Source organism: Streptomyces sp. 142MFCol3.1 (genome assembly GCF_000424945.1).
Classification (GTDB): domain Bacteria; phylum Actinomycetota; class Actinomycetes; order Streptomycetales; family Streptomycetaceae; genus Streptomyces; species Streptomyces siamensis.
In genome coordinates, this window is record NZ_AUKV01000011.1 from 217835 (window position 1) to 239572 (window position 21738).

General features: G+C 72.3%; 20 protein-coding genes. 12 read left to right on the forward strand and 8 right to left on the reverse strand.

Annotated features, from left to right (window positions below; translation table 11 throughout):
* Positions 1-115: 115 nt before the first annotated feature.
* Genes H305_RS0118345 through H305_RS0118355 form a run of 3 tightly spaced genes read left to right on the forward strand, consistent with a single transcriptional unit; the run spans position 116 to position 3369 of the window.
* A complete protein-coding gene (locus H305_RS0118345) occupies positions 116-1513 on the forward strand; it encodes a GntP family permease (RefSeq protein WP_028801655.1) in 1398 nt (465 codons plus the stop codon).
* A gap of 58 nt (positions 1514-1571) precedes the next feature.
* Positions 1572-2330, forward strand: coding sequence for an SDR family oxidoreductase (locus tag H305_RS0118350; protein WP_028801656.1), 759 nt, complete (start codon positions 1572-1574; stop codon positions 2328-2330).
* Positions 2331-2343: 13 nt separating this feature from the next.
* Positions 2344-3369: an L-idonate 5-dehydrogenase gene (locus H305_RS0118355; RefSeq protein WP_028801657.1), complete on the forward strand. Its 1026-nt coding sequence runs from the start codon at positions 2344-2346 to the stop codon at positions 3367-3369.
* Between the two features lie 18 nt (positions 3370-3387).
* Here the strand turns inward: H305_RS0118355 and H305_RS0118360 are convergent, their stop codons facing one another.
* From H305_RS0118360 to H305_RS0118380, 5 genes are all read right to left on the reverse strand, one after another.
* Positions 3388-4032 (reverse strand): cytochrome b/b6 domain-containing protein, encoded by a 645-nt coding sequence (locus tag H305_RS0118360; RefSeq protein WP_028801658.1) that lies wholly within the window; start codon positions 4030-4032, stop codon positions 3388-3390.
* Positions 4016-4813, reverse strand: a complete 798-nt coding sequence (locus tag H305_RS0118365; RefSeq protein WP_028801659.1) for a molybdopterin-dependent oxidoreductase — start codon at positions 4811-4813, stop codon at positions 4016-4018. Before H305_RS0118365 ends, H305_RS0118360 begins: the two co-directional genes overlap by 17 nt.
* A 114-nt stretch (positions 4814-4927) precedes the next feature.
* A complete protein-coding gene (locus H305_RS0118370) occupies positions 4928-6493 on the reverse strand; it encodes an APC family permease (RefSeq protein WP_028801660.1) in 1566 nt (521 codons plus the stop codon).
* A 62-nt stretch (positions 6494-6555) separates the two neighbouring features.
* Entirely contained in the window at positions 6556-7506 is a 951-nt protein-coding gene (locus H305_RS0118375) for a hypothetical protein (protein WP_028801661.1), read from the reverse strand.
* A 162-nt stretch (positions 7507-7668) separates the two neighbouring features.
* Entirely contained in the window at positions 7669-9324 is a 1656-nt protein-coding gene (locus tag H305_RS0118380) for an FAD-binding dehydrogenase (protein WP_028801662.1), read from the reverse strand.
* A 283-nt stretch (positions 9325-9607) separates the two neighbouring features.
* On the opposite strand from H305_RS0118380, the gene H305_RS0118390 reads away from it, so the two are divergent.
* From H305_RS0118390 to H305_RS0118420, 7 genes are all read left to right on the forward strand, one after another.
* On the forward strand, positions 9608-10501 hold the full coding sequence (locus H305_RS0118390; protein WP_028801663.1) for a DMT family transporter: 894 nt from the start codon (positions 9608-9610) through the stop codon (positions 10499-10501).
* Between the two features lie 140 nt (positions 10502-10641).
* Positions 10642-11157, forward strand: a complete 516-nt coding sequence (locus H305_RS0118395) for an NUDIX hydrolase (protein WP_028801664.1) — start codon at positions 10642-10644, stop codon at positions 11155-11157.
* Between the two features lie 344 nt (positions 11158-11501).
* Complete coding sequence (locus H305_RS0118400; RefSeq protein WP_028801665.1) at positions 11502-11894, forward strand: YidH family protein; 393 nt, start codon at positions 11502-11504, stop codon at positions 11892-11894.
* The gene (locus tag H305_RS0118405) at positions 11891-12220 is read left to right on the forward strand and encodes a DUF202 domain-containing protein (RefSeq protein ID WP_028801666.1); all 330 of its coding nucleotides are present in this window, start codon (positions 11891-11893) and stop codon (positions 12218-12220) included. Before H305_RS0118400 ends, H305_RS0118405 begins: the two co-directional genes overlap by 4 nt.
* Before the next feature lie 303 nt (positions 12221-12523).
* Complete coding sequence (locus H305_RS0118410) at positions 12524-12820, forward strand: hypothetical protein (protein WP_028801667.1); 297 nt, start codon at positions 12524-12526, stop codon at positions 12818-12820.
* A gap of 177 nt (positions 12821-12997) precedes the next feature.
* Complete coding sequence (locus H305_RS0118415) at positions 12998-14020, forward strand: phosphotransferase family protein (protein ID WP_028801668.1); 1023 nt, start codon at positions 12998-13000, stop codon at positions 14018-14020.
* Positions 14021-14026: 6 nt separating this feature from the next.
* Positions 14027-15241 carry an acyl-CoA dehydrogenase family protein gene (locus H305_RS0118420; RefSeq protein ID WP_028801669.1) on the forward strand — a complete coding sequence of 405 codons (1215 nt, stop codon included), beginning with the start codon at positions 14027-14029 and terminating at the stop codon, positions 15239-15241.
* A gap of 177 nt (positions 15242-15418) precedes the next feature.
* On the opposite strand, the gene H305_RS0118425 is transcribed toward H305_RS0118420, so the two are convergent.
* From H305_RS0118425 to H305_RS0118435, 3 genes are read right to left on the reverse strand one after another with little or no spacing between them, the layout of a single operon-like run.
* Complete coding sequence (locus tag H305_RS0118425; protein WP_028801670.1) at positions 15419-16012, reverse strand: TetR/AcrR family transcriptional regulator; 594 nt, start codon at positions 16010-16012, stop codon at positions 15419-15421.
* A gap of 41 nt (positions 16013-16053) precedes the next feature.
* Positions 16054-17721: a class I adenylate-forming enzyme family protein gene (locus tag H305_RS0118430; RefSeq protein WP_028801671.1), complete on the reverse strand. Its 1668-nt coding sequence runs from the start codon at positions 17719-17721 to the stop codon at positions 16054-16056.
* Positions 17718-18482 (reverse strand): SDR family oxidoreductase, encoded by a 765-nt coding sequence (locus H305_RS0118435; protein WP_028801672.1) that lies wholly within the window; start codon positions 18480-18482, stop codon positions 17718-17720. Before H305_RS0118435 ends, H305_RS0118430 begins: the two co-directional genes overlap by 4 nt.
* A 542-nt stretch (positions 18483-19024) precedes the next feature.
* Between H305_RS0118435 and H305_RS0118440 the strand changes: the two genes are divergently transcribed.
* Positions 19025-20302 (forward strand): exo-beta-N-acetylmuramidase NamZ domain-containing protein, encoded by a 1278-nt coding sequence (locus tag H305_RS0118440; RefSeq protein WP_051370713.1) that lies wholly within the window; start codon positions 19025-19027, stop codon positions 20300-20302.
* 86 nt (positions 20303-20388) lie between these two features.
* A complete protein-coding gene (locus tag H305_RS0118445) occupies positions 20389-21705 on the forward strand; it encodes a hypothetical protein (RefSeq protein WP_028801674.1) in 1317 nt (438 codons plus the stop codon).
* Positions 21706-21738: the final 33 nt, after the last annotated feature.

Here is a 21738-nt window from a genome sequence, read left to right on the forward strand (position 1 = left end):
CGCGGCCGGTTCGGCCGGTCATACGCCGTTGCCCGTGGGCCCGTTCCCCCATCCACCGTCCCCCTCCCCACCCCGTCCCCCTTCCCGCACACCTCACTCAAGCAAGGGATCAACCGTGACCAGACTCAGCGTCGAGATGCTGGCAGCGGACGCCGTCGAGCCGATCACCTCGGCGGGCCACGCTCAGCTGGGCATCGCCGTACTGGCGGGCATCGCCGTCATCGTGCTGCTCATCACCCGGTTCAAGCTGCATGCGTTCCTGGCCCTGACCATCGGCTCGCTCGCCCTCGGTGCCGTCGCCGGGGCCCCGCTGGACAAAGTGATCGGCAGTTTCACCACCGGGCTCGGCTCGACCGTCGCCGGTGTGGGCGTCCTGATCGCGCTCGGCGCGATCCTCGGCAAGCTGCTCGCCGACTCCGGGGGCGCCGACCAGATCGTCGACACGATCCTCGCCAAGGCGGGCGGCCGCGCCATGCCGTGGGCGATGGTGCTCATCGCCTCCGTCATCGGCCTGCCGCTGTTCTTCGAGGTCGGCATCGTCCTGCTGATCCCGGTCGTGCTGATGGTCGCCAAGCGCGGCAACTACTCCCTGATGCGCATCGGCATCCCGGCGCTCGCCGGCCTGTCCGTGATGCACGGCCTGATCCCCCCGCACCCCGGCCCGCTCGTCGCGATCGACGCCGTGAAGGCGAACCTCGGCGTCACCCTCGCGCTCGGCGTCCTGGTCGCCATCCCCACGGTGATCATCGCCGGTCCGGTCTTCTCCCGCTACGCGGCCCGCTGGGTGGACGTTCCCGCCCCCGACCGCATGATCCCGCAGCGCGCCTCCGAGGACCTGGAGAAGCGCCCCGGCTTCGGCGCCACCCTCGCCACGATGCTCCTGCCGGTCGTGCTGATGCTGGCCAAGGCCCTGGTCGACATCGTCGTGGACGACCCCACGCACATGGTCCAGCGCGTGTTCGACGTCATAGGCTCGCCGCTGATCGCCCTCCTCGCGGCCGTCATCGTCGGCATGTTCACGCTGGGCAGGGCCGCCGGGTTCACCAAGGAACGGCTGTCGACGACCGTCGAGAAGTCCCTCGCCCCGATCGCCGGCATCCTGCTCATCGTGGGTGCGGGCGGCGGCTTCAAGCAGACGCTGATCGACTCCGGTGTGGGTCAGATGATCCTGGACATCTCCAAGGACTGGTCGATCCCCGCGCTGCTGCTGGCCTGGCTGATCGCGGTCGCGATCCGGCTCGCGACCGGCTCGGCGACCGTCGCCACCATCTCGGCGGCCGGACTCGTCGCCCCGCTCGCGGCCGACATGTCGACCACCCACGCCTCCCTCCTGGTGCTGGCGATCGGCGCGGGCTCGCTCTTCTTCAGCCACGTCAACGACGCCGGGTTCTGGCTGGTCAAGGAGTACTTCGGCCTGAGCGTCGGACAGACCGTCAAGACCTGGTCGGTGATGGAGACGATCATCTCGGTGGTGGCCGGCGGACTCGTCCTGCTGCTGTCCCTGGTGATCTAACCCTGGCCCCCGTGATCCGGTAGGCACCACAGGAGTGCCGGAAACAAGGAGTACGGCAATGGCTCACCCCCTCTTCGACATCAGCGGCCGCACGGCGCTGGTCACCGGCTCCAGCCGCGGCATCGGGCTCGCGCTCGCCCGCGGACTGCTGGAGGCGGGCTGCACCGTGGTCCTCAACGGGCGGGACGCGCGACGGCTCGACAAGGCCGCCGCGGAACTGCCCGGCGACGTCCGCACCGCGGTGTTCGACGTCACCGACGGGTCCTCGGTGGCGGCGGGCATCGCGGATGTCGAGGAGCGGGTGGGCCCGCTGGACATACTCGTCAACAACGCGGGCATGCAACTGCGCGCCCCGCTCCTGGAGTTCACGGACGCGGACTGGCACCGCGTCCTGGACACCAACCTGACGAGTGCGTTCCTCGTGGGCCGCGAGGCCGCCCGCGGGATGACCGCACGCGGTCACGGAAAGATCATCAACATCTGTTCGCTGCAGAGCGAGGTCGTCCGCCCGGGCATCGCGCCGTACGCGGCCACCAAGGGCGCGCTGAAGATGCTCACCAAGGGCATGTGCGCCGACTGGGGCCCGCACGGGGTGCAGGTCAACGGGCTCGGTCCCGGCTACATCGAGACCGAGCTCACCCGGCCGCTCGTGGACGACGAGGAGTTCAGCTCCTGGGTCCGGCGGCGCACCCCGGCCGGGCGGTGGGGCCGTACCGACGACCTGGTCGGCGGGCTGCTCTTCCTCGCCTCCCCCGCGGCGGACTTCGTCGGCGGGCAGGTGCTGTACGTCGACGGCGGTATGACGAGCGTGCTCTGAGAGGGACGTGCCGATGCTCGGCTGTGTGATCCACGGACGGGACGACCTGCGGGTCGACGAACTCCCGGAGCCCTCCCCCGGCCCCGGACAGGCGCTGGTCGCCGTCCGGTACGGCGGGGTGTGCGGTTCCGACCTGCACTACTGGCGGCACGGCGGGGTCGGGGACTTCCGGCTCCGGGAGCCGATGGTGCTGGGCCACGAGGTGGTCGGCACCGTGCTCTCGTACGGTGCCGGGGCCGGCGGACCCGCGCCGGGCACACCCGTCGCGGTACACCCGGCTACCCCCTGCGGCGCCTGCCCCGAGTGCCTCGACGGCCGCTCGAACGTGTGCCGCGACACCCGGTACCTGGGCAGCGCGGCACGCACACCGCACGTCCAGGGCGGTTTCGCCGCGCGGTTCGTGGTGCCGGCCGGGCAGCTGCGGGCCCTGCCCGCGGGGCTGGACCTGCGGCGGGCCGCCCTCGCCGAGCCCCTCTCCGTCGCGCTGCACGCGGTGCGGCGGGCCGGGGACGTGGCGGGCAGGCATGTGCTGGTGACGGGGGCCGGGCCCATCGGCTGTCTCGTGGTGGCCGCCGCCCGGGCCGCGGGCGCGGCGCGCATCACCGTCACGGACCTGCTGCCCCGGGCGCTGTCGTACGCCGTCGCGGCCGGAGCGGACGCGGTCGTAAGGGCCGACGAGCCCGACGACCCCGCGTGGCCCGCCGAGGTCGACGTCGCCGTCGAGGCGTCGGGGGTCGCCGCGGGCCTGGACACCTGTCTGCGCCTGGTGCGGCGCGGCGCGGTCGTCGTGCAGCTCGGCATGCTGCCGGCCGGCCGGAGCTCTTTCGCGGGGAATCTGCTGGTGAGCCGGGAGATCGAGTTGCGAGGCGCTTTCCGCTTCGGCGCGGAGTTCGACGAGGCCCTGACGCTGCTCGCGGCGGAGCCCGCCTTCGACGAACTGGTCAGCGCCGTGGTGCCGGTGCGGGACGCGGAGTCGGCGTTCGCTCTCGCCGCCGACCGCGGCCGGTCCTGCAAGGTGCTGCTGGACTTCGCTCCCTGAGCACCGGCGTCCGGCCGCTCAAGGGCGCCACAGCGGGTGCTCCCGGTCCGCCCACAGGCGGCTCACCGATCCGGTGCGCAGCCCGCGGCGGGCCTCCGGGTCGCCCAGCGCCATCCCGATGTGCCCGGCGAGGACGATGCCGATCGTCAGGGCCAGCCAGTCGTGCACGAAGGTGGCCGAGGTGCGCCAGAGCAGCGGGGTGAGATGGGTGAACCACATCAGCAGGCCGGTGCCCAGCATCACCAGCGTGGCCCCGGCGATCCAGGCGGCGTAGACCTTCTGCCCCGCGTTGAACTTGCCCGCGGGACGCGACTGACGGCGTTTGTCGCGTCGCAGGGCCGCCCGCAGCCAGACCCGGTCGTGCGGCCCGAAGCGGTTCAGGAAACCCAGGTCGGCGCGGAAGGCGCGGGAGGCGAGTCCCGCCAGAACCGGCACGGGCAGCAGCAGCCCCGCCCACTCGTGGACCCTCACCACCAGCTCGCGGCGCCCGACGAGCGCGGCGAACTCGGGAATGTACAGGAACGCAGCGGTCACCACGCACATGCCCATGAGTGCGGCCGTCGCCCGGTGCACCCAGCGCTCCGCGCGGCTGAAGCGCCGTACGCGTGCGGATGACCCGACGGGCGCCGGCCGGGCAGGGGTGTCGTCAACTCGTGGGTTCATCGTCGCGTCCGTTCGAACGGCCGACCCAGGCGTCGACGTCGTAGCCCCGTTCCTCCCAGTACCCGGGACGGACGTCCTCGGTGACGGTGATGCCGGAGAGCCACTTGGCCGACTTGTAGAAGTACATGGGGGCGACGTAGAGCCGGACCGGGCCGCCGTGGTCGTGGCCGAGGGGCTTGTCCTGCATCCGCAGCGCCACCAGCACGTCGGAGCGGCGGGCCTGCTTCAGCGTGAGGCTCTCCGTGTACGTCCCGTCGAAGCACTTGAAGCGGATCGCCCCGGCGGAGGAGCGCACTCCGGCGGCGTCGAGGAGGTGGGCCAGTCGTACGCCCTCGAAGGGCGTGCCCGGCACCCGCCAGCCGGTGACGCACTGGACGTCGTGCACGAGGCGGGTCTGGGGAAGGGCACGCAGGTCCGCGAGGGTGTAGCTCCTCGGACGGTCGACCAGGCCGTCGACGGTGAGGCGGTAGTCGGCGGCGGTCTTGTGCGGGACGGACGACGCCACCGAGTAGTAGCGGAAGCCGCCGCCGTTGGGCAGCAGGCCGGTGAGGCCCGTGGGGTCCTTCTCGGAGGCCCCTGCGAGGAAGGATTCGAGTGCTCGCTGGAGCGGGGACGCTGCGAGCACGCCCAGCGCGCCGAGTCCGAGCGTGCCGAGCAGGACCCGGCGGCCGATCGGCGCGCCGCGCTCCTCGGGCCGTTCGGGATCCGGTTCCCCGCGCCGCTCGTCGGCCTGCCCGGCGTCGCGGTCCGGGCCCGGCTCCTCGGGTCGTTCTGGCTTCACACACTGATTCGAGCACCCGCGACCCACAAAAAGCCAGCGGTGGCGGGTGCCCGTCAGAGTTCCGTCATCTTTTCCCACGAGCCGTCCGGGAGGACCCGGTCCGGCCTGGCGGTCTCAGGACGCGGATTCGGCCGCCTTGTCCAGCTGGAACGCCTCGTTGCCGAGACCGATGCGGGCGTGCGCCTCGGGCTTGCGGGCGCGCAGCACGAGCCCCTGGACGACACCGATCACCAGGGCGGCCCCGATGATCGACGGCAGCAGCCAGCTCAGCGAGGAGTCCGGGCCCGCGCCGACGAGGACGTCGAAGTCCTTGACCGTGTAGACCGCGATGACGAGCAGGGCGATGCCCGCGAGCGCCGACGTGACCAGGCGCCAGGCCTGGGCGCCCGCGGCACCGCGCCGGGCGAAGAAGACGATGACGGAGAGCGAGGCGATCGCCATCAGCACGATGACGCCGAGCGCGCCGATGTTGCCGCCCCAGGTGAACAGGTGCAGCACGGGTGCGGTCGGGTCACCGGTGGGCTTGTCGTCGGCGACCGCGAACGCGATCACGAACACCAGGGACACCGCGGTCTGCAGCAGCGAGCCGGAACCGGGGGCGCCGCTCGATCCGGTGGTGCGTCCGAAGGCCGCGGGCAGCAGGCCCTCCCGGCCCATGGCGAAGGCGTACCGCGCGACGACGTTGTGGAAGCTGAGCATGGCGGCGAACATGCCGGTCACGAACAGGATGTGCAGCACGTCGGTGAAGGTGCCGCCGAGCCGTGACTCGGTGAGGAAGAAGAGCAGGCCCGCACTCTGCTTCTGGGAGGCTCCGACGATGCCCGAGGGGCCGGTGGCCACGGTGAGCGCCCAGCAGCTGAGCGCGAAGAACACGGCGACGCCGCCGACGGCGAGGAACATCACGCGCGGCACCAGGATGTGCGGACGGCTGGTCTCCTCCGCGTACACGGGGGCCTGTTCGAAGCCGAGGAAGGCCGCGATGCAGAAGCACAGCGCGGTGCCGACGCCCGCGCCGGTGAGCGTGTCCGGGTTGAAGGCGTGCAGCGACAGCCCTTCGTTCGCCGGGTCGGCGACCGCGGCGACGTCGAAGATGACGACGAGGGCCACCTCGATGACGAGCAGGACACCCAGCACGCGCGCGTTGACGTCGATCTTCAGCCAGCCGAGCGCGCCGACGAGCAGGACGGCCACCAGGGCGGGGATCCACCAGGCGATCTCGAGGTCGAGGTAGGTGGAGAAGAGTCCGGAGACCTCGAAGCCGAAGATGCCGTAGATGCCGACCTGGAGGGCGTTGTAGGCGACGAGGGCGACGAGGGCCGCCGCCGCGCCCGCGGTGCCGCCGAGGCCGCGCGAGATGTACGCGTAGAAGGCGCCCGCGTTGTGGACGTGCCGGCTCATCTCGGCGTATCCGACGCTGAAGAGCACGAGGACCACGCCGAGGATGACGAAGAGCAGCGGCTGCCCGACGATGCCCATCACCGCGAATGTGGTGGGCATGACACCCGCGACCACCATGAGCGGCGCGGTGGCGGCGAGGACGGACAGCAGCAGTCCCCCCGTGCCCAGCCGGTCGGCGCGCAGGGCGCGGTCCTGTCCCTTGAACGTGCTGATGCCGGCGCCGTCGGCGTCCGGTCTGCCCGTGCTCGACGTACTCGATGTGCTCGAACTGCCCGTCGTCATCGCGGGTCGTCCTTTCGGGTGTGCGGTTTTCCGGGGGTCGCGGGTGCTCGCGGAGGTGCTGTTCAGACCGTGCCGAGCGCGCTGTCGCGTGCGGCACGGAAGGCTCGGTGGGGGTCGCGGTCGGGGTACGACCACGGCGCCTCGGTGGCGTGCTCGCCGATGCGGTGGAACAGGGCGGCGGCCTCGGCGCCGCGCCCCTCGCAGAACTTGGCGTGGGCGAGGAAGTTCAGGTCGACCAGGCGGCGCGGGTGGTCCTCGTGCTCCCACTCCAGCCACCAGTCGAAGGCGGCCTTCATCACCTGGCGGGCCCGACGTCCGACCCAGTGCCCGGAGGCGACCGGATCGACGGGTTCGCTGCCGGCGCAGGCGAGCACGCGGTAGCGCTCGGCGTGCGCGACGACGGGCAGGACGGCCAGGGGCGAGTCGGCGGGGGCCTGTTCGGCGGCCCAGTTGGCGAAGTCATAGACCTCGTGCAGCGGGTCCTGGCCCGCGGCGGCGCGGCGCTCGGCGAGCCGGGCCACCATCAGATGGTGGGCGTGATGGTGGTCGGCGTAGCGGTGGCGGACCTCGTCGAAGAGCCGCACCACCTCCTCCTCGGTGCCGAGGGTCCGCTCCAGGACGAGCAGGCCGAGCCACGGCGTGGGGTCGGCGGGCGCGAGCGCCGCGGCGGCGTGACAGGCCTCGCGGGCGCGCTCCGGCCGCACCTTGCCGTCCAGCGCGCGCTGGACGGTGGCGCAGCCGAAGAGTACGGCGGCATCGGCGGACTCGGGTTCCGCGAGCCGCCAGTCGCGGACCCAGGCGAGCGCGGCGGGCGCCTGCGCCAGCACGGTGACGCGGTGGCCGCGCCGGTCCCAGTCGTCGCCGGTCGCGGTGAGCAGTGCGCGCACGGCGGTCCAGCGGCCCTGGTTCAACGCCGTGCGTGCGGTGACGAGTTCGACGTCGTCGAGCGCGGGGTCGAAGGCATGGGCCGCGCGCTTGCGACCGCGGCCGAGGGGAGGCGGGGGTGGTGACACCGCGGGTCGTCCTCACAGGCGCGGTTCGTCGGGAGTCGATCACGCACAGCCAACCGGCAGCCAAGGCTTCACGTCAAGGGCAGCCGGTCCGCTACACGTGTCAACTCCCCTTGCAGGTCGCGGGGTTGCCCCCGCGACCCGCTGCCGCACTCCGCTTCCCGGTCAGCCGACCGCCTTGGCCGCCGCCCGGCCCGCGGTACGTCCGGAGAACAGGCAGCCGCCGAGGAACGTGCCTTCGAGCGAGCGGTAGCCGTGGACCCCGCCGCCGCCGAACCCGGCGGCCTCACCCGCGGCGTACACGCCCTCCAGCGGGTCGCCGCCCTCCGTGAGCACACGCGAGGAGAGGTCCGTCTCCAGGCCTCCGAGCGTCTTGCGGGTGAGGATGTTCAGCCGGACGGCGATCAGCGGGCCCGCCTTGGGGTCGAGGATGCGGTGCGGCGCCGCCGTGCGGATCAGCCGGTCGCCGAGGAACCTGCGGGCACCGTGGATCGCCGTGACCTGGAGATCCTTGGTGAACGGGTTGGCGATCTCGCGGTCGCGGGCGACGATCTCGTGGCGCAGCGCGGCCTCGTCGATGAGTGGTTCCTTCGTGAGCGCGTTCATCCCGCGCACCAGCGCCCCGAGGTCCTTCTCCACGACGAAGTCCGCCCCGTGGTCCATGAACGCCTTGACCGGGCCGGGCACGTCGGCGCGCGCCCGGCCGATCACGTCCTTGACCGACTTGCCGGTCAGGTCCGGGTTCTGCTCCGAGCCGGAGAGCGCGAACTCCTTGCCGATGATCCGCTGGTCGAGCACGAACCACGTGTGGTCGTACCCGGTCCGCATGATGTGTTCGAGCGTGCCCAGTGTGTCGAAGCCGGGGAAGAGCGGCACCGGCAGGCGGTTCCCGCGCGCGTCGAGCCAGAGGGAGGACGGGCCCGGGAGGATGCGGATGCCGTGGTTCTCCCAGATCGGGTTCCAGTTCTGGATGCCCTCGGTGTAGTGCCACATCCGGTCGCGGTTGATCAGACGGGCGCCGGCTTCCTCCGCGATCCCCAGCATCCTGCCGTCGACGTGCGCGGGCACGCCGGCGATCATCCGCTCGGGCGGGCTGCCCAGGCGCTCCGGCCAGTTGGCCCGTACGAGATCGTGGTTGCCGCCGATACCGCCCGACGTGACGATCACCGCCTGGGCCTTGAACTCGAAGGCGCCGGTGACCTTGCGGCTGCTGGCCCGGCCGCGTTCGATGCCGGACGGTTCCAGGATCTCGCCGGTGACGGTGTCCACGGAGCCCCCGCTGCGGGACAGGCCCGTGACGCGGTGGCGGAACTTCAGCTGCACCAGTCCGCGGGCGGCACCCGCCCGCACCCGCCGCTCGAAGGGCGCGACGAGGCCGGGCCCGGTACCCCAGGTGATGTGGAAGCGGGGTACCGAGTTGCCGTGCCCGTTGGCGTCGTAGCCGCCGCGCTCGGCCCAGCCGACCACGGGGAAGAACCGCACGCCCTGCCGGTGCAGCCAGGACCGCTTCTCACCGGCCGCGAAGTCGACGTATGCCTCCGCCCATCGCCGGGGCCAGTGGTCCTCGGGCCGGTCGAAGGCTGCCGTGCCCATCCAGTCCTGGAGCGCGAGAGCGTGGCTGTCCTTGATCCGCATGCGGCGCTGCTCGGGCGAGTCGACGAAGAAGAGCCCGCCGAACGACCAGTGCGCCTGCCCGCCGATCGACTGCTCGGGCTCCTGGTCGAGGAGGATCACCCTGCGGCCCGCGTCGACGAGCTCCGCGGTCGCCGCGAGCCCGGCGAGGCCCGCTCCGATCACGATCACATCTGCGTCGTAGGCCATGGGCCCGTCCTCTCGGCATTCCGACTGGTCGGATCGGTCGTCATGGGGGGATTCATGACGTTTGTCACGAACCGACCGGCTTCGTCGTTGGTTGATGAGACATTGGTGGAGGTCGACGTCGCCGTCGACCACAGCTTGTTACTGGTCGGTCAGATCCTTCGGCAAGAAGAGTGACCGAGTCAACTGCCTGATTACGGGTACTCCCGGGGGCAGGCCCCGGCCCATGGCACTACAGTCGGCGGGAACGCAACCGTGGCCCGCCTGACGTCAAGAGGTACTCAGCGTGTCGGTTCTCGTTCTGATCCTTGCCGTGAGCGCGGCCTGCTGTCTCGGCTTCGGCTTCGTGCTCCAGCAGGACGCGGCCTCGCACGCGCCGCTCAGCGACTTCCTCTCCCCCCGGCTGCTGCTCGACCTGCTTCGCGTCCCGCGCTGGCTCGGCGGCATAGGGCTCATGGTCTGCGGCCTGGTCCTCGGTGCGATCGCCCTGGGCAAGGGCGAGCTCTCCCTCGTGGAACCGCTCCTCGCGACGAACCTCCTCTTCGCACTCGCCCTCTCCCGTCACCGGACGAAACAGCCGCTGGGACGGCAGGGATGGGCCGGGCTCGCGCTGCTCGCGGGCGGAGTCACCGCGTTCATCGTCGCCGGACAACCGGAGGGCGGCGACGCCGTCACCGATCCGCTGCGCCACTGGCTGATCATCGGGATCGTGATCGGCCTCGCGCTGCTCCTCACCACGTACGCCAAGCGGTCCCGGCTGAGCGCGGCTCCGATGCTGCTCGCCCTCGCCGCCGGACTGCTTTACGGCGTCCAGGACGCGCTGACCCGGGTCAGCGGACAGCGGTTCGGCGACGGCGGCTGGGGCGAACTGCTCACCGGCTGGCAGCCCTACGTGGTGCTGGTCCTCGGTGTGACCGGTCTGATCCTGGTTCAGAGTGCCTTCGAGACCGCGCCGCTGCGGATGTCGCTGCCCGCACTCACCGCGGCCCAGCCGATCGCCGGCATCGTCTGCGGGGTGGGCTTCCTCGGGGACCGGCTGCGCATGGACGCCGGGGCGCTCGCGTGGGAGGCCGCGGGCCTCGCCGCCGTCGTGGTGGGCATCGTGCTGCTGGGGCTGCACCCGGCGATGCCCGCCGGCACCACGGAGACGGAGCGGTCTCGGGACCTCCAGCCGCGTTGAGGAGCACGCTCCGGACGACGCCGCCCGGGCAGGAGCGGGACGGCCGGTCCGGACGACACGGACCGCGCGGGGCACGGGACGTCAGCACCGTGCGACGGGCACACGGCCCGCGCGTCGCCCGGGACTGCTTGGATGGGGGCATGAGCGCCGCCGACGAGATCCTCGACATCGTGGACGAGAACGACCAGGTCATCGGGCAGTCCCGGCGAGGGGAGGCGTACGCGCGCGGGCTGCGCCACCGGGCCGTGTTCGTCCTGGCGCGGGACGCCGAGGGCCGTGTCTTCGTCCATCGCCGCACACCCACGAAGCTGGTCTTCCCCTCCTTCTACGACATGTTCGTCGGCGGGGTCGTCGGCGCGGGCGAGTCCTACGACGGCGCCGCGCTGCGCGAGGCGGAGGAGGAGCTCGGCGTCCAGGGGCTCCCCCGGCCCGTGCCGCTGTTCAAGTTCCTGTACGACGACGGCGCCGGGCAGAGCTGGTGGTCGGCGGTGTACGAGGTCCGCTGCGAACTGCCGGTGAACCCGCAGGCGGAAGAGGTCGCCTGGCACGACTTCCTCTCCGACGAGGAGCTGGAGAGCCGTCTGACGGACTGGACGTGGGTCCCGGACGGCCTGGCCGCCTACGAGCGGCTCAAGGAGCACCGCGCGGCGGACTGAGGGACCTGGGCCGGGCGGACCGAGGGCCGGGCCGAGGAACCGGGCCGGGCGGACCGAGGGCCTTGCCGCAGACCGCCTCGCGCAAAGGCGCCGGGCTCGGACGGAGGGGCCGGGCTCGCACGGAGGGGCCGCGCAGCGGACCGCCTCGCGCAAAGGCGCCGGACTAGGCGCAAAGGCGCCGGACTAGGACGGACGGGCCGGGCTCGCACGGACGGGCCGGGCTCGCACGGAGGGGCCCGGCAGCGGACCGCCTCGGGCAGAGGGGCCGGGCCTGGCGCAGAGGAGCCGGGCCTCGCCCAGAGGGCCCGGGATGCGCCCCGCACCGGACCGGTAGGGTCCTGGGCGTGATCGAACTCGTGCGGAATGTCCGGCTGTGGTTCGCGCCCCAGGAGATCCGCCAGGAGGGCGGGACGCCGGACTACCGGTTCTCGCTGGCGAACGAGCGGACCTTCCTCGCCTGGCTGCGCACGGCGCTCGCGCTGATCGGCGGCGGCTTCGCGGTGGACCAGTTCCTGCCGGACCTGCGCTGGGCCTGGCGCGTCGGCCTCGCGCTCGCCCTGCTGGGCGCGGGCGTGCTCTGCTCGCTACGCGCCGTCAACCACTGGGTGCGCTGCGAGCGCGCCATGCGCCGCGGCGAGGACCTGCCGGTGTCGCGCTTCCCCGCGCTGCTGAGCATCGCCGTCGCCGTCGTCGCGCTCGCGATGGTGCTCGTGGTGCTCGCCGGGTGGGCGGGGTGACATCGCAGGCCCAGGACGAGCGGGACCCGGGCCTCCAGCCGGAGCGCACCCGCCTCGCCTGGCGCCGTACGACCCTGTCGAGCACGGTCGCCGCCCTGCTCGCCATGAAGACGGCGCTGCACGGAGGCCGCTCGGTGGCCGGCCTGCTGGCCTGTGCGCTGTGCTGCGCGCTGTGGCTGGGCTTCCTGGCGCTGGCCCATCACCGCATCCGGACCCTGTCGACGGCCGGCCCGAGCGGCCCGGCGGCACTCACGTCCCGGTACGCGACCGCGGCGGTCCTGTGCACGGTGGCGCTGGCCGTGTGCGCGGTGGCGCTCGTGTTCTGAGGAACAGCCCCGCCGGTGCTTCGGGGCCGCTCCCTCCGCGCGCCCCGGGCCCGCCGCCCCGACCGACCTGCCGATCGGCCCGTCGGTCGCCCCTCTCGTCGGCCCCCGACGACGGGGGCGAGTCAACGGCGGGGACGGCCCGTCCGGCGGCCCGGCCCGTGGGACGGGTGGGCTCCGCGGGCGGGTGACGGTCTCGGCCCTCCGGGGTACACGGACGGCACGCGTGCCGGAAAAGCCGCGATTGCCCAGTTTCGCGGCGCTAGCCTGAGCCGTCATTCCACGCCACTTCCGAAGGTGAGCAGCATGACCACCCTTCACCAGGAGCACCCGACCCACGAGCACACCCACGGCCCGGACTGCGGTCACCCCCAGGTGCGGCACGGGGACCACGTCGAGTACGCGCACGACGGACACCTGCACCGCGAGCACTCCGGACACTGGGACGAGTGCGAGCCGAGCGGCCACGTCGCGCACGAGGAGCACGGACACCAGCACGGCGAGGGCTGCGGGCACACGGCCGTCGCGCACGGCGACCACCTCGACTACCTGCACGACGGCCACCGGCACGCTCGGCACGACGGGCACTGGGACGACCACTGAGCCGTCGCCCCCGGCACCGACCGGCGTACCCTCACGGCGTCTCCCCTCGGCCGCGCGGCCCGCACGTTCCGCGCGACACCGGGGAGACGCCGATCACGTTTCGCGCACCCACTGGACGACATACCGACCGGTCGGCATCATGGTCGACATCCGGTGTCCACGTGCGTAGGAGCAATGATGAGCCCAGACCACCCGCCAGGTCTCGATCTCGACCAGCTGCGGGGCCTGCTCGACCGTGAGCGCCCGGGACTGGTGCACGGCCCCCTGACCGGCCGGCTGATCGAAGGCGGACGGTCCAACCTCACCTACGCGGTCACCGACGGCACCGCGCAGTGGGTCGTCCGACGGCCTCCGCTGGGCCATGTGCTGGCCACCGCGCACGACATGAAGCGCGAGCACCGGGTGATCAGCGCCCTGCACCCGACGGCCGTGCCGGTACCCGCCCCGGTGCTGCTGTGCGAGGACGAGTCGGTGCTCGGGGCGCCGTTCTACGTCATGGAGTTCGTGGAGGGAACGCCGTACCGCACGGCGCAGCAGCTCGCCCCGCTCGGCGCGCAGCGCACCCGTGACGCCGTGCTCGGGCTGGTGGACACACTGGTCGAGCTGCACGCGGTCGACCCGGAGGAAGTGGGCCTCGGCGACTTCGGCCGCCCCGAGGGCTTCCTCGACCGGCAGTTGCGCCGCTGGGGCAAGCAGCTGGACGCGTCCAGGAACCGTGAGCTCGCGGGGATCGAGGAGCTGCACGCCGCCCTGGGACGCGAGCTGCCGCACTCCCCCGCGCCCGCCGTGGTGCACGGCGACTACCGGCTCGACAACGTGCTGATCGGCACCGACGACCGCATCAAGGCCATCCTCGACTGGGAGATGTCCACGCTCGGCGATCCGCTCACCGACCTCGGCCTGCTGGTGATGTACAGCGCGCCGCTGGACCTGCCGAACTCCCCCATCAGCACGACCGCCTCGGCCGCCGGGCACCCCGACCCGGCCGAGCTCGTCGAGCGGTACGCCGCACGCTCGGGGCGCGACGTGTCCGCCGTCTCCTGGTACACGGCCTTCGCCTGGTTCAAGCTCGCCGTGATCCTGGAGGGCATCCACTACCGCTACACGCTCGGCCAGACGGTCGGCGCCGGCTTCGACCGCATCGGCGAGCTGGTGCCCTTCTTCATCGAGCACGGCCTGACCACCCTTCAGGAAGGCTGATCCGCCATGGACTTCGCATTCGACGCACGCACCGAGGAGCTGCGCGCCAAGCTGCTCGCCTTCATGGACGAGTACGTCTATCCGGCGGAGCCCGTCGCCGAGGAACAGCGCGCCCGGCTGGCGTCGCCCTGGGACACCCCGGCCGTCGTCGGGGAGCTGAAGGCCGAGGCCCGCAGGCAGGGCCTGTGGAACCTCTTCCTGCCCGACTCGGAGTACGGCGCCGGGCTGACCAACCTCCAGTACGCGCCGCTCGCCGAGATCACCGGCCGCAGCCCGCACCTGGCGCCGACCGCGCTGAACTGCGCCGCGCCCGACACCGGGAACATGGAGGTGCTCGCGCAGTTCGGCGACGAGCAGCAGAAGAAGCAGTGGCTGGAGCCGCTGCTCGCCGGGGAGATCCGCTCGGCGTTCGCGATGACCGAGCCGGAGGTGGCCTCCTCCGACGCCACGAACATCACCACGCACATCCGGCGGGACGGCGACGAGTACGTCGTCACCGGCCGCAAGTGGTACATCTCCGGGGCGATGAACCCGGACTGCAAGATCTTCATCGTGATGGGCAAGACGGACCCCGAGGGGTCCGACATCCGCCGTCAGCAGTCGATGGTGCTGGTACCGCGCGACACCCCGGGCGTCGAGGTCCGGCGCGCCATGCAGGTGTACGGCTACGAGGACCACTCGCACGGAGGCCACGCCGAGGTCGTCTTCGACCAGGTGCGGGTGCCCGTCGGCAACCTGGTCGGCGAGGAGGGCGGCGGCTTCGCCATCGCCCAGGCCCGGCTCGGGCCGGGCCGGATCCACCACTGCATGCGCCTGATCGGCATGGCCGAGCGCGCGATCGAGCTGATGTGCCGTCGGGCCGTGTCCCGTACGGCGTTCGGCAAGCCGCTCGCCCAGCAGGGCGTCGTGCAGAACTGGATCGCCGACGCCCGGGTCGCCGTGGAGCAGCTGCGGCTGCTGGTGCTGAAGACCGCGTGGATGATGGACACGGTCGGCAACAAGGGTGCGCACACCGAGATCCAGGCCATCAAGATCGCCACGCCTCGTACCGTGGTCGACATCCTCGACAAGGCCGTGCAGTTGCACGGGGCCGGGGGCGTCAGTCAGGACTTCCCGCTGGCGGAGCTGTGGGCGAGCGCGCGCACGCTGAAGCTGGCCGACGGCCCGGACGAGGTGCACCAGCGGTCGCTGGCGCGGCGGGAGATCAAGCAGTACCTGTGACACCGGGCTCCGCGGGGGCGGAGGGGGCGTGTCCCACGGGGTTCTCGCCCCCTCCGCCCGTGTCCGTGCCCCTCGGGGGGCTTCGCCCCGGATCCCGCTCGTCGAACGCCGGGAGGGGCTGCATCGCCACGCGCCGGGCGGCGCGTGGCGATGCAGCCCCTCCGGCGACGGGCCCGGCTACGGGCGCAGGGCGCGCAGGAGCAGGTCGGCCAGATGGTCGGCGACCTGCTGGGGGGTGAGCGGGCCGTCGGGGCGGTACCACGTGGACAGGTGGTGCACGGAGCCGAAGTGGTAGTCGACGACCAGGTCCGCGGGCGTGGCCGTGGAGAAGACGCCCTTCTTCTGGCCCTCCTCGATCAGCGCGCGGAAGCGCTCGTGGTAGCGCCTCCGTTCCGCACGCACCTGCTTGTGCTTCTCGGGGCTGAGGTGGTGCATGGAGCGGAAGAAGATCGACGCGTCGTCGAGGTTGTCGATCGTCGTGACGACGACATCGGCCGCGGCACCGCGCAACCGCTCCTCGACGGGCGCGTCCGCGTCGGCGAAGGCGTCCAGCCGCTCCTGCTGGATGCGCAGCACGCGCGCGTAGACCTCGTGCAGGAGGTCGTCCTTGGATCCGAAGTAGTGGTACAGCGCCCCCTTGGTGACGCCGGCCGCCTCCACGATCTCCTGCACGGAGGTCCGGTCGTAACCCTGCTCCGCGAAGAGCCGGGTGGCGGCGGCCAAGAGCCGCTGCGGGACGGGCGTGCCGTCACCGTCCGTCGTTCTGGGCACTGCCGCCACCTGCCTTCCGAGGGTTGTCTTCGCGTTGTCGTCTACTGGGACTCATGGGAGCGGGAACGCAGTTCCCGGCGGAGGATCTTCCCACTTGCCGTCTTCGGCAGGTCGGGGAGGATCTCCACCTCCCGCGGGTATTTGTAGGCGGCCAGTCTCTCCTTGCAGTACGCGGCGAGCGCGTCGGGGTCCTCCTCGGCGCCCGGACGCAGGCTGATGTAAGCCTTGACGGTCTCGCCGCGGTAGCCGTCCGGCACCCCCACCACGGCCGCCTCGCGGACCGCCGGATGGGTGTAGAGGACGTCCTCGACCTCTCGGGGCCACACCTTGAAACCGGACGCGTTGATCATGTCCTTCTTGCGGTCGACCACGTACAGCCAGCCGTCGGCGTCCATGAAGCCGATGTCGCCGGTGCGCAGCTCGCCGTCCGGGAAGGTCTCGGCGGTGGCCTCGGGGCGGTGCCAGTAGCCGGGGACGACCTGCGGTCCCCGTACGACGATCTCGCCCTGCTCCCCGAACGGCACCTCCTGCCCGAGGTCGTCGACGATACGGACGACGGTGTCGGGGCCGGGCACACCCACCGCGAGCGTCCCCGAGACCGGGTCGACCGGCGCTTCGCGGCTCGGTGGCACGGAGGCGCAGGGCGCGGTGCACTCGGTGAGGCCGTAGCCGTTGCGGATGTACGGTCCGAAGCCGGCGCGGAACTTCTCCACGAGGGCGGGCGGCAGCGGGGCGCCGCCGGAGGAGATGACCGTGAAGGAGGCGAAGTGCCCGGGGGTGACCGCCGGGTGCGCGGCCAGGGCCATGAAGGCGGTCGACGGGCCGACGGTGTAGTGGGGCGCGTGCTCGGCGAACGCGTCGAGGACGACCCCCGGCTCGAAACGGTAGGCGAGGACGAGAGTGCCACGGCTGTTGAGGCAGGCGGCGAGCTGGCAGACCATACCGGTGATGTGGAACAGGGGCGCCATCGCGAAGTACACGGGCGACTCGGGCAGGCCGAGGCCGGTCCGCTGCCGCTCGGCGTTGTACATGATGTTGCCGTGCGTGTTGGTGGCTCCCTTGGGGGTGCCGCTCGTGCCGGAGGTGTAGCTGATCAGGGCGATGTCGGCGGGCCCGAGGTCACGGCCGCCGGGTGCCGGGTGGCCCTGCCGGGCGGCGGCCACGAGGTCGGTGGTGCCCGCGGCGGCGGGCAGCCGCCCGAAGTTCAGTACGCGGGTGTCGTTGCGCGTCTGGAGGTCCAGCTCGCACGCCGTCAGGACGAGGCGCACGGAGGAGTCGGCGGCCGTCTCCCGCAGGTAGGAGTCCCAGGCCCGGTCGGAGCAGACGAGCGCGACGACCGCGGCGTCGTCGAGCACGTGCCGGACCTCGGCCGACTTGTACATCGGGTTGACGGGGACGACGGTCGCTCCGGCCTTCCAGGCGCCGAGCAGGGCGACCACGAACTGCGGGGAGTTCTGGAGCAGGATCGCGACCCGGTCGCCGCGCTCCAGGCCGCCGGCGGCGAGGTGCCCGGCGACGGAGTCGCTCAGCGCGTCGATCTCGCGGTAGCTGAGCCGGCCGTCGAAGTAGGCGAGCGCGATGCGGTCGGGGGTGCGCGCCACGGCCTCGCGGACCGCGTGCACCAGGGTGTCGGGCGGGCTGACGGGGGCACGCTGGGCCTCGTCGAGCAGCGCCAGCCACGGCTGGGCGGCGTAGAGGGAAGTGGTCACCGGCCCGCCTCCCACTTCTGCTGGATGTGGTTCATGTTCGTCAGCCAGCGGTCGGGGTCCGCGGCCCGTGCCGCGTAGAACCCGGCGACCTCGGGGTGCGGCAGGATCAGAAACCGGTCCTCCTCGATGCCCTTGAAGAGCGCGTCGGCGACGTCCTCGGGCTCGATGGCGGTGGGCTGGAGCACCAGGTCACCGGCGCTTCCCGTGGCGTCGAGCATGTCGGTGCGCACGCCCTGCGGACAGATCGCGTGGACCTTGAGGCCGCGGTGGCGGTACGTCAGGGAGAGCCATTCGGCGAAGGCGTACGCGCCGTGCTTGGTGACGCTGTAGGGCGCGGCGCCGATCATGGTGAGCAGTCCGGCGGCGGAGACGGTGGAGACGAACCGGCCGCTGCCGCGCTCCAGCCAGGCCGGGAGCAGCTCCTGGGCGGCGCGTACGTGGGCCATCACATTGACGTCCCAGGCGAGTTCCCAGACCTTCTCGCCGGCGGCCTCGGTGCCGGCGGAGGCGAGACCGGCGTTGGCGCAGTAGACGTCGATCGTGCCGCCGAGGGCGTCGCGCGCCTCGGCGACGATCGTGGACGCGTCGCCCGGGACCGCGACAGCGCCGATCTCGTCGGCCACGGCCCGGGCCTTGGCGGCGTCCAGGTCGTTCACGACGACCCTGGCCCCCTCGGCGGCGAAGCGCCGGGCCAGGGCGGCTCCGATACCGCCTCCCGCTCCGGTGACGACCACTCGGGCATCCTGCACGGCTTCCACCATCGGTCTCCTTCGACGCGAATCGGCTCTGCTGCAGCGCCAGACTAACCAGTCGGTATGTTGCGGGGGAAGAGGTGTCCGGCGTCGCGGGAGGCCCGGGCGGTGTGATCTGTGCGGCTCCCCCGCGGCAAGGCGGCGCTCCCGGCCACCGATCCCGACGTACCGCGCCTCCCGCCGGGCATCCCCGACGGCGCCACGCGCCCCGGGACGCCTGCGGAACCCCGGGCGGGCGAATCCCGCGCGGTACGACGGGCGCCGTCCGTGGATCCCGGGCAGTGTGTAGTGATCCGGGTGCGACATGCGCGGCCTCGCCCGGACGGCACCGCGGTGCGGGACGGGACACGGGCCCGGCACACCGTCGCGGGGCGGCGGCACCGTCACGACCCGACGGCACCGTCGCCACCCGGCGGCACCGTCACAGCCCGGTGGCGCCCTCGCCGGGCGGCACGCGTACCGCGGTCCGGGCCGCGCCCGCGGTATTCCGGATCGCCCCGCGGAGCGCGTAGCGTGCCCATGCCAGCTTCCGCGATCACGGAGGTCACACCATGCGCCCCGACGCTTCCGGCTCCGCACGACGTGGGGGGACCCCCCTGTCCAGACGGGCCGTCCTCGCCGCCGGCACCGCCGCGGCGGCCCTCGCTCCGGTACCGGCCGCGGCGGCCCCGGGCCGCCGCATCAAGCTGCGCACCGGCTTCGAGCGCCTCGAAGAGGACGGCTATGCCCTGCTGGACGGCGAGCGGGTCGGCGTGGTCACCAACCCGACGGGCGTCACCCGCGACGTCCGGCACATCGTCGACGTCATGCACGCCGACGCACGCGTGAACGTGGTCGCCGTCTTCGGCCCCGAGCACGGCTTCCGCGGCACCGCGCAGGCCGGTGGTTCCGAGGGCCGCTACGACGACCCGGCGACCGGGCTCCCCGTCTACGACACGTACCAGAAGAGCGGGCAGCCGCTCGCCGACGTCTTCACCGCCTCCGGTGTGGACACCGTGGTCTTCGACATCCAGGACGTGGGCGCCCGCTTCTACACGTACATCTGGACGCTGTACGACTGCATGGAGGCGGCGCAGCTCGCCGGCAAGCGCTTCGTGGTGCTGGACCGGCCGAACCCGGTGACGGGACGGAACGCGCTCGGGCCCGTCCTGCACAAGGAGTTCGCGACCTTCGTCGGACGGCAGCCCGTCTCCCAGGCGCACGGGATGACCGTGGCGGAGCTGGCGCGGCTGTTCAACAAGGAGTTCCTGACGAAGCCGGTGAAGCTGGACACGGTCCTGATGTCCGGCTGGAAGCGCTCGGACTTCTACGACGCCTCCGGGCTGCCCTGGGTGCCGCCGAGCCCGAACATGCCGACGCCCGACACCGCCCTGGTCTACTCGGGGTCCTGTCTCTTCGAGGGCACCAACCTGTCGGAGGGGCGGGGCACCACCCGCCCGTTCGAGCTGCTCGGCGCCGAGGGTGTCGACGGGCGGTGGGCCGCGAAGGCGGAACGGCTCGGGCTGCCCGGCGTGCACTTCAGGGAGGCGTACTTCGCCCCCACGTTCTCCAAGTTCCAGGGCAAGACCATCGGGGGCGTGCAGATCCATGTGCACGACCGGGCCGCCTTCGACCCCGTACGCACCGGCATCGCACTGCTCGTGACGGCCAAGCAGGTCTGGAGCGGCTTCGCCTGGCGCTCCGACAACTGGATCGACAAGCTCACGGGCTCGACCCTGGTGCGCACGAAGATCGACACCGGGGCGACGGCCGACGAGGTCGTGGCGGCCTGGCAGGACGAGCTGAAGGCCTTCCGGCAGATGCGCAAGGAGTATCTCCTCTACGAGTGAGTGAGCCGTGACGTATGGCCAACCTCGTGCTCCGGTAGGACGATGCGCCCATGTCGCACCGCCCACGGGGGACGAGGGGGTCTGTCATGGCCGATCCGCAAGTGAGTGTCTCTCCTTACTGGGAACTCACCTTCGACGCGGACGGGGACGCCGACGGCCCAGAGCTCGGCCGGCTGCTCGCGGAGGTGCCCCGGCGGGGGGTCCGCGATCTGATCGTGTTCGCGCACGGCTGGAACAACGACCGCTCTGGTGCGACCCGCCTCTACAGCCGGTTCTTCGAACCCGTCCCCGGACTCGCCCCGAACGCGCGCCTGGGGTACGTGGGCGTCGTGTGGCCGTCGATGCGGTTCTCGGACGAGCCGATTCCCGACTTCCCCCGGCCGGTGGCCGCGCAGGACACGGCGACCGCGCAGCCGGTGCTAGACAAGAACACCCGGCACGCGCTCCTGGAGGTCTTCCCCGGGCGGGCGACGTTGGTCGAGCAGATCGCGCGGCTGCTGGACCAGAGGCCGGACGAGGGCGCCTCGCTGGAGGAGTTCGGCCGTCTCGTGCGGCTGCTCGTCGAGGTCCGGCCGCAGGGGCCGCAGACGTCCTTCGCCGCGGACACACTGGCGGAGGGTGTGCCGGAGGGCGATCCGCTGATGCTCTTCGGGGACACGGCGGCGATGTGCGACGAGTTCGCGCGGGCGCTCGCCGGGCCCGGAGCCGGTGAGGCCTTTGCGCTGCCCGGACTGTGGGACGGTGCTCACGAACTGCTGCGCCAGGCCACGTACTACGCGATGAAACGGCGCGCGGGGACGGTCGGCGAGCGGGGACTCGGGCGGGCCGTGGGCCAACTCGCGCAGACGGCCCCGGACGTGCGTGTCCATCTCGTCGGGCACAGCTTCGGCGGGCGGCTGGTCTCCTTCGCCCTGCGGGGGCTGCCGCAAGGCGTGCGTTCCGTGAAGTCGGTGACCCTGCTCCAAGGGGCCTTCTCGCACTACGCGTTCGCCGCACGGCTGCCGCACGACCCGCGGGCGAGCGGGGTTCTCGACGGCCAGCACCACCGCATCGACGGCCCCCTGGTGTGCTGCTACTCCCACTTCGACTCGGCGCTCGGGAAGATCTATCCGCTGGCCTCGCGGATGGCGGGCGACTCCCGCACGGCCACGGCGGAGTTCGGCCTCGACCGGCTGCTGGGCGCCAAGTGGGGTGCGATGGGGCACGACGGGGTGCAGGCGGTGCCGGGGACGAAGAAGTACGCGCTGGCCGAGGCCCTGCGCACGCAACTGCCCGCCTCCGGCTGCGTGAACGTGGACGCAGCGGCCGTGGTGCGGCGCGGTGGTGCGCCCTCCGGGGCCCACAGCGACATCTGCCACCGGGAGCTGGCGCGGCTGGTGCTGGCGGCGGGCCGCGTCCGCTGACCCGCCGCCCGCGAGGACGCCGGCGGCCCCCGG

Excerpts from the sequence above, each read along its gene's own strand:
- H305_RS0118350 (WP_028801656.1), top strand. The coding sequence starts at position 1,572 with ATGGCTCACCCCCTCTTCGACATCAGCGGCCGCACGGCGCTGGTCACC.
- H305_RS0118355 (WP_028801657.1), top strand. The coding sequence starts at position 2,344 with ATGCTCGGCTGTGTGATCCACGGACGGGACGACCTGCGGGTCGACGAA.
- H305_RS0118360 (WP_028801658.1), bottom strand. The coding sequence starts at position 4,032 with ATGAACCCACGAGTTGACGACACCCCTGCCCGGCCGGCGCCCGTCGGG.
- H305_RS0118370 (WP_028801660.1), bottom strand. The coding sequence starts at position 6,493 with ATGACGACGGGCAGTTCGAGCACATCGAGTACGTCGAGCACGGGCAGA.
- H305_RS0118380 (WP_028801662.1), bottom strand. The coding sequence starts at position 9,324 with ATGGCCTACGACGCAGATGTGATCGTGATCGGAGCGGGCCTCGCCGGG.
- H305_RS0118395 (WP_028801664.1), top strand. The coding sequence starts at position 10,642 with ATGAGCGCCGCCGACGAGATCCTCGACATCGTGGACGAGAACGACCAG.
- H305_RS0118410 (WP_028801667.1), top strand. The coding sequence starts at position 12,524 with ATGACCACCCTTCACCAGGAGCACCCGACCCACGAGCACACCCACGGC.
- H305_RS0118415 (WP_028801668.1), top strand. The coding sequence starts at position 12,998 with ATGAGCCCAGACCACCCGCCAGGTCTCGATCTCGACCAGCTGCGGGGC.
- H305_RS0118420 (WP_028801669.1), top strand. The coding sequence starts at position 14,027 with ATGGACTTCGCATTCGACGCACGCACCGAGGAGCTGCGCGCCAAGCTG.
- H305_RS0118435 (WP_028801672.1), bottom strand. The coding sequence starts at position 18,482 with ATGGTGGAAGCCGTGCAGGATGCCCGAGTGGTCGTCACCGGAGCGGGA.
- H305_RS0118440 (WP_051370713.1), top strand. The coding sequence starts at position 19,025 with ATGCGCCCCGACGCTTCCGGCTCCGCACGACGTGGGGGGACCCCCCTG.
- H305_RS0118445 (WP_028801674.1), top strand. The coding sequence starts at position 20,389 with ATGGCCGATCCGCAAGTGAGTGTCTCTCCTTACTGGGAACTCACCTTC.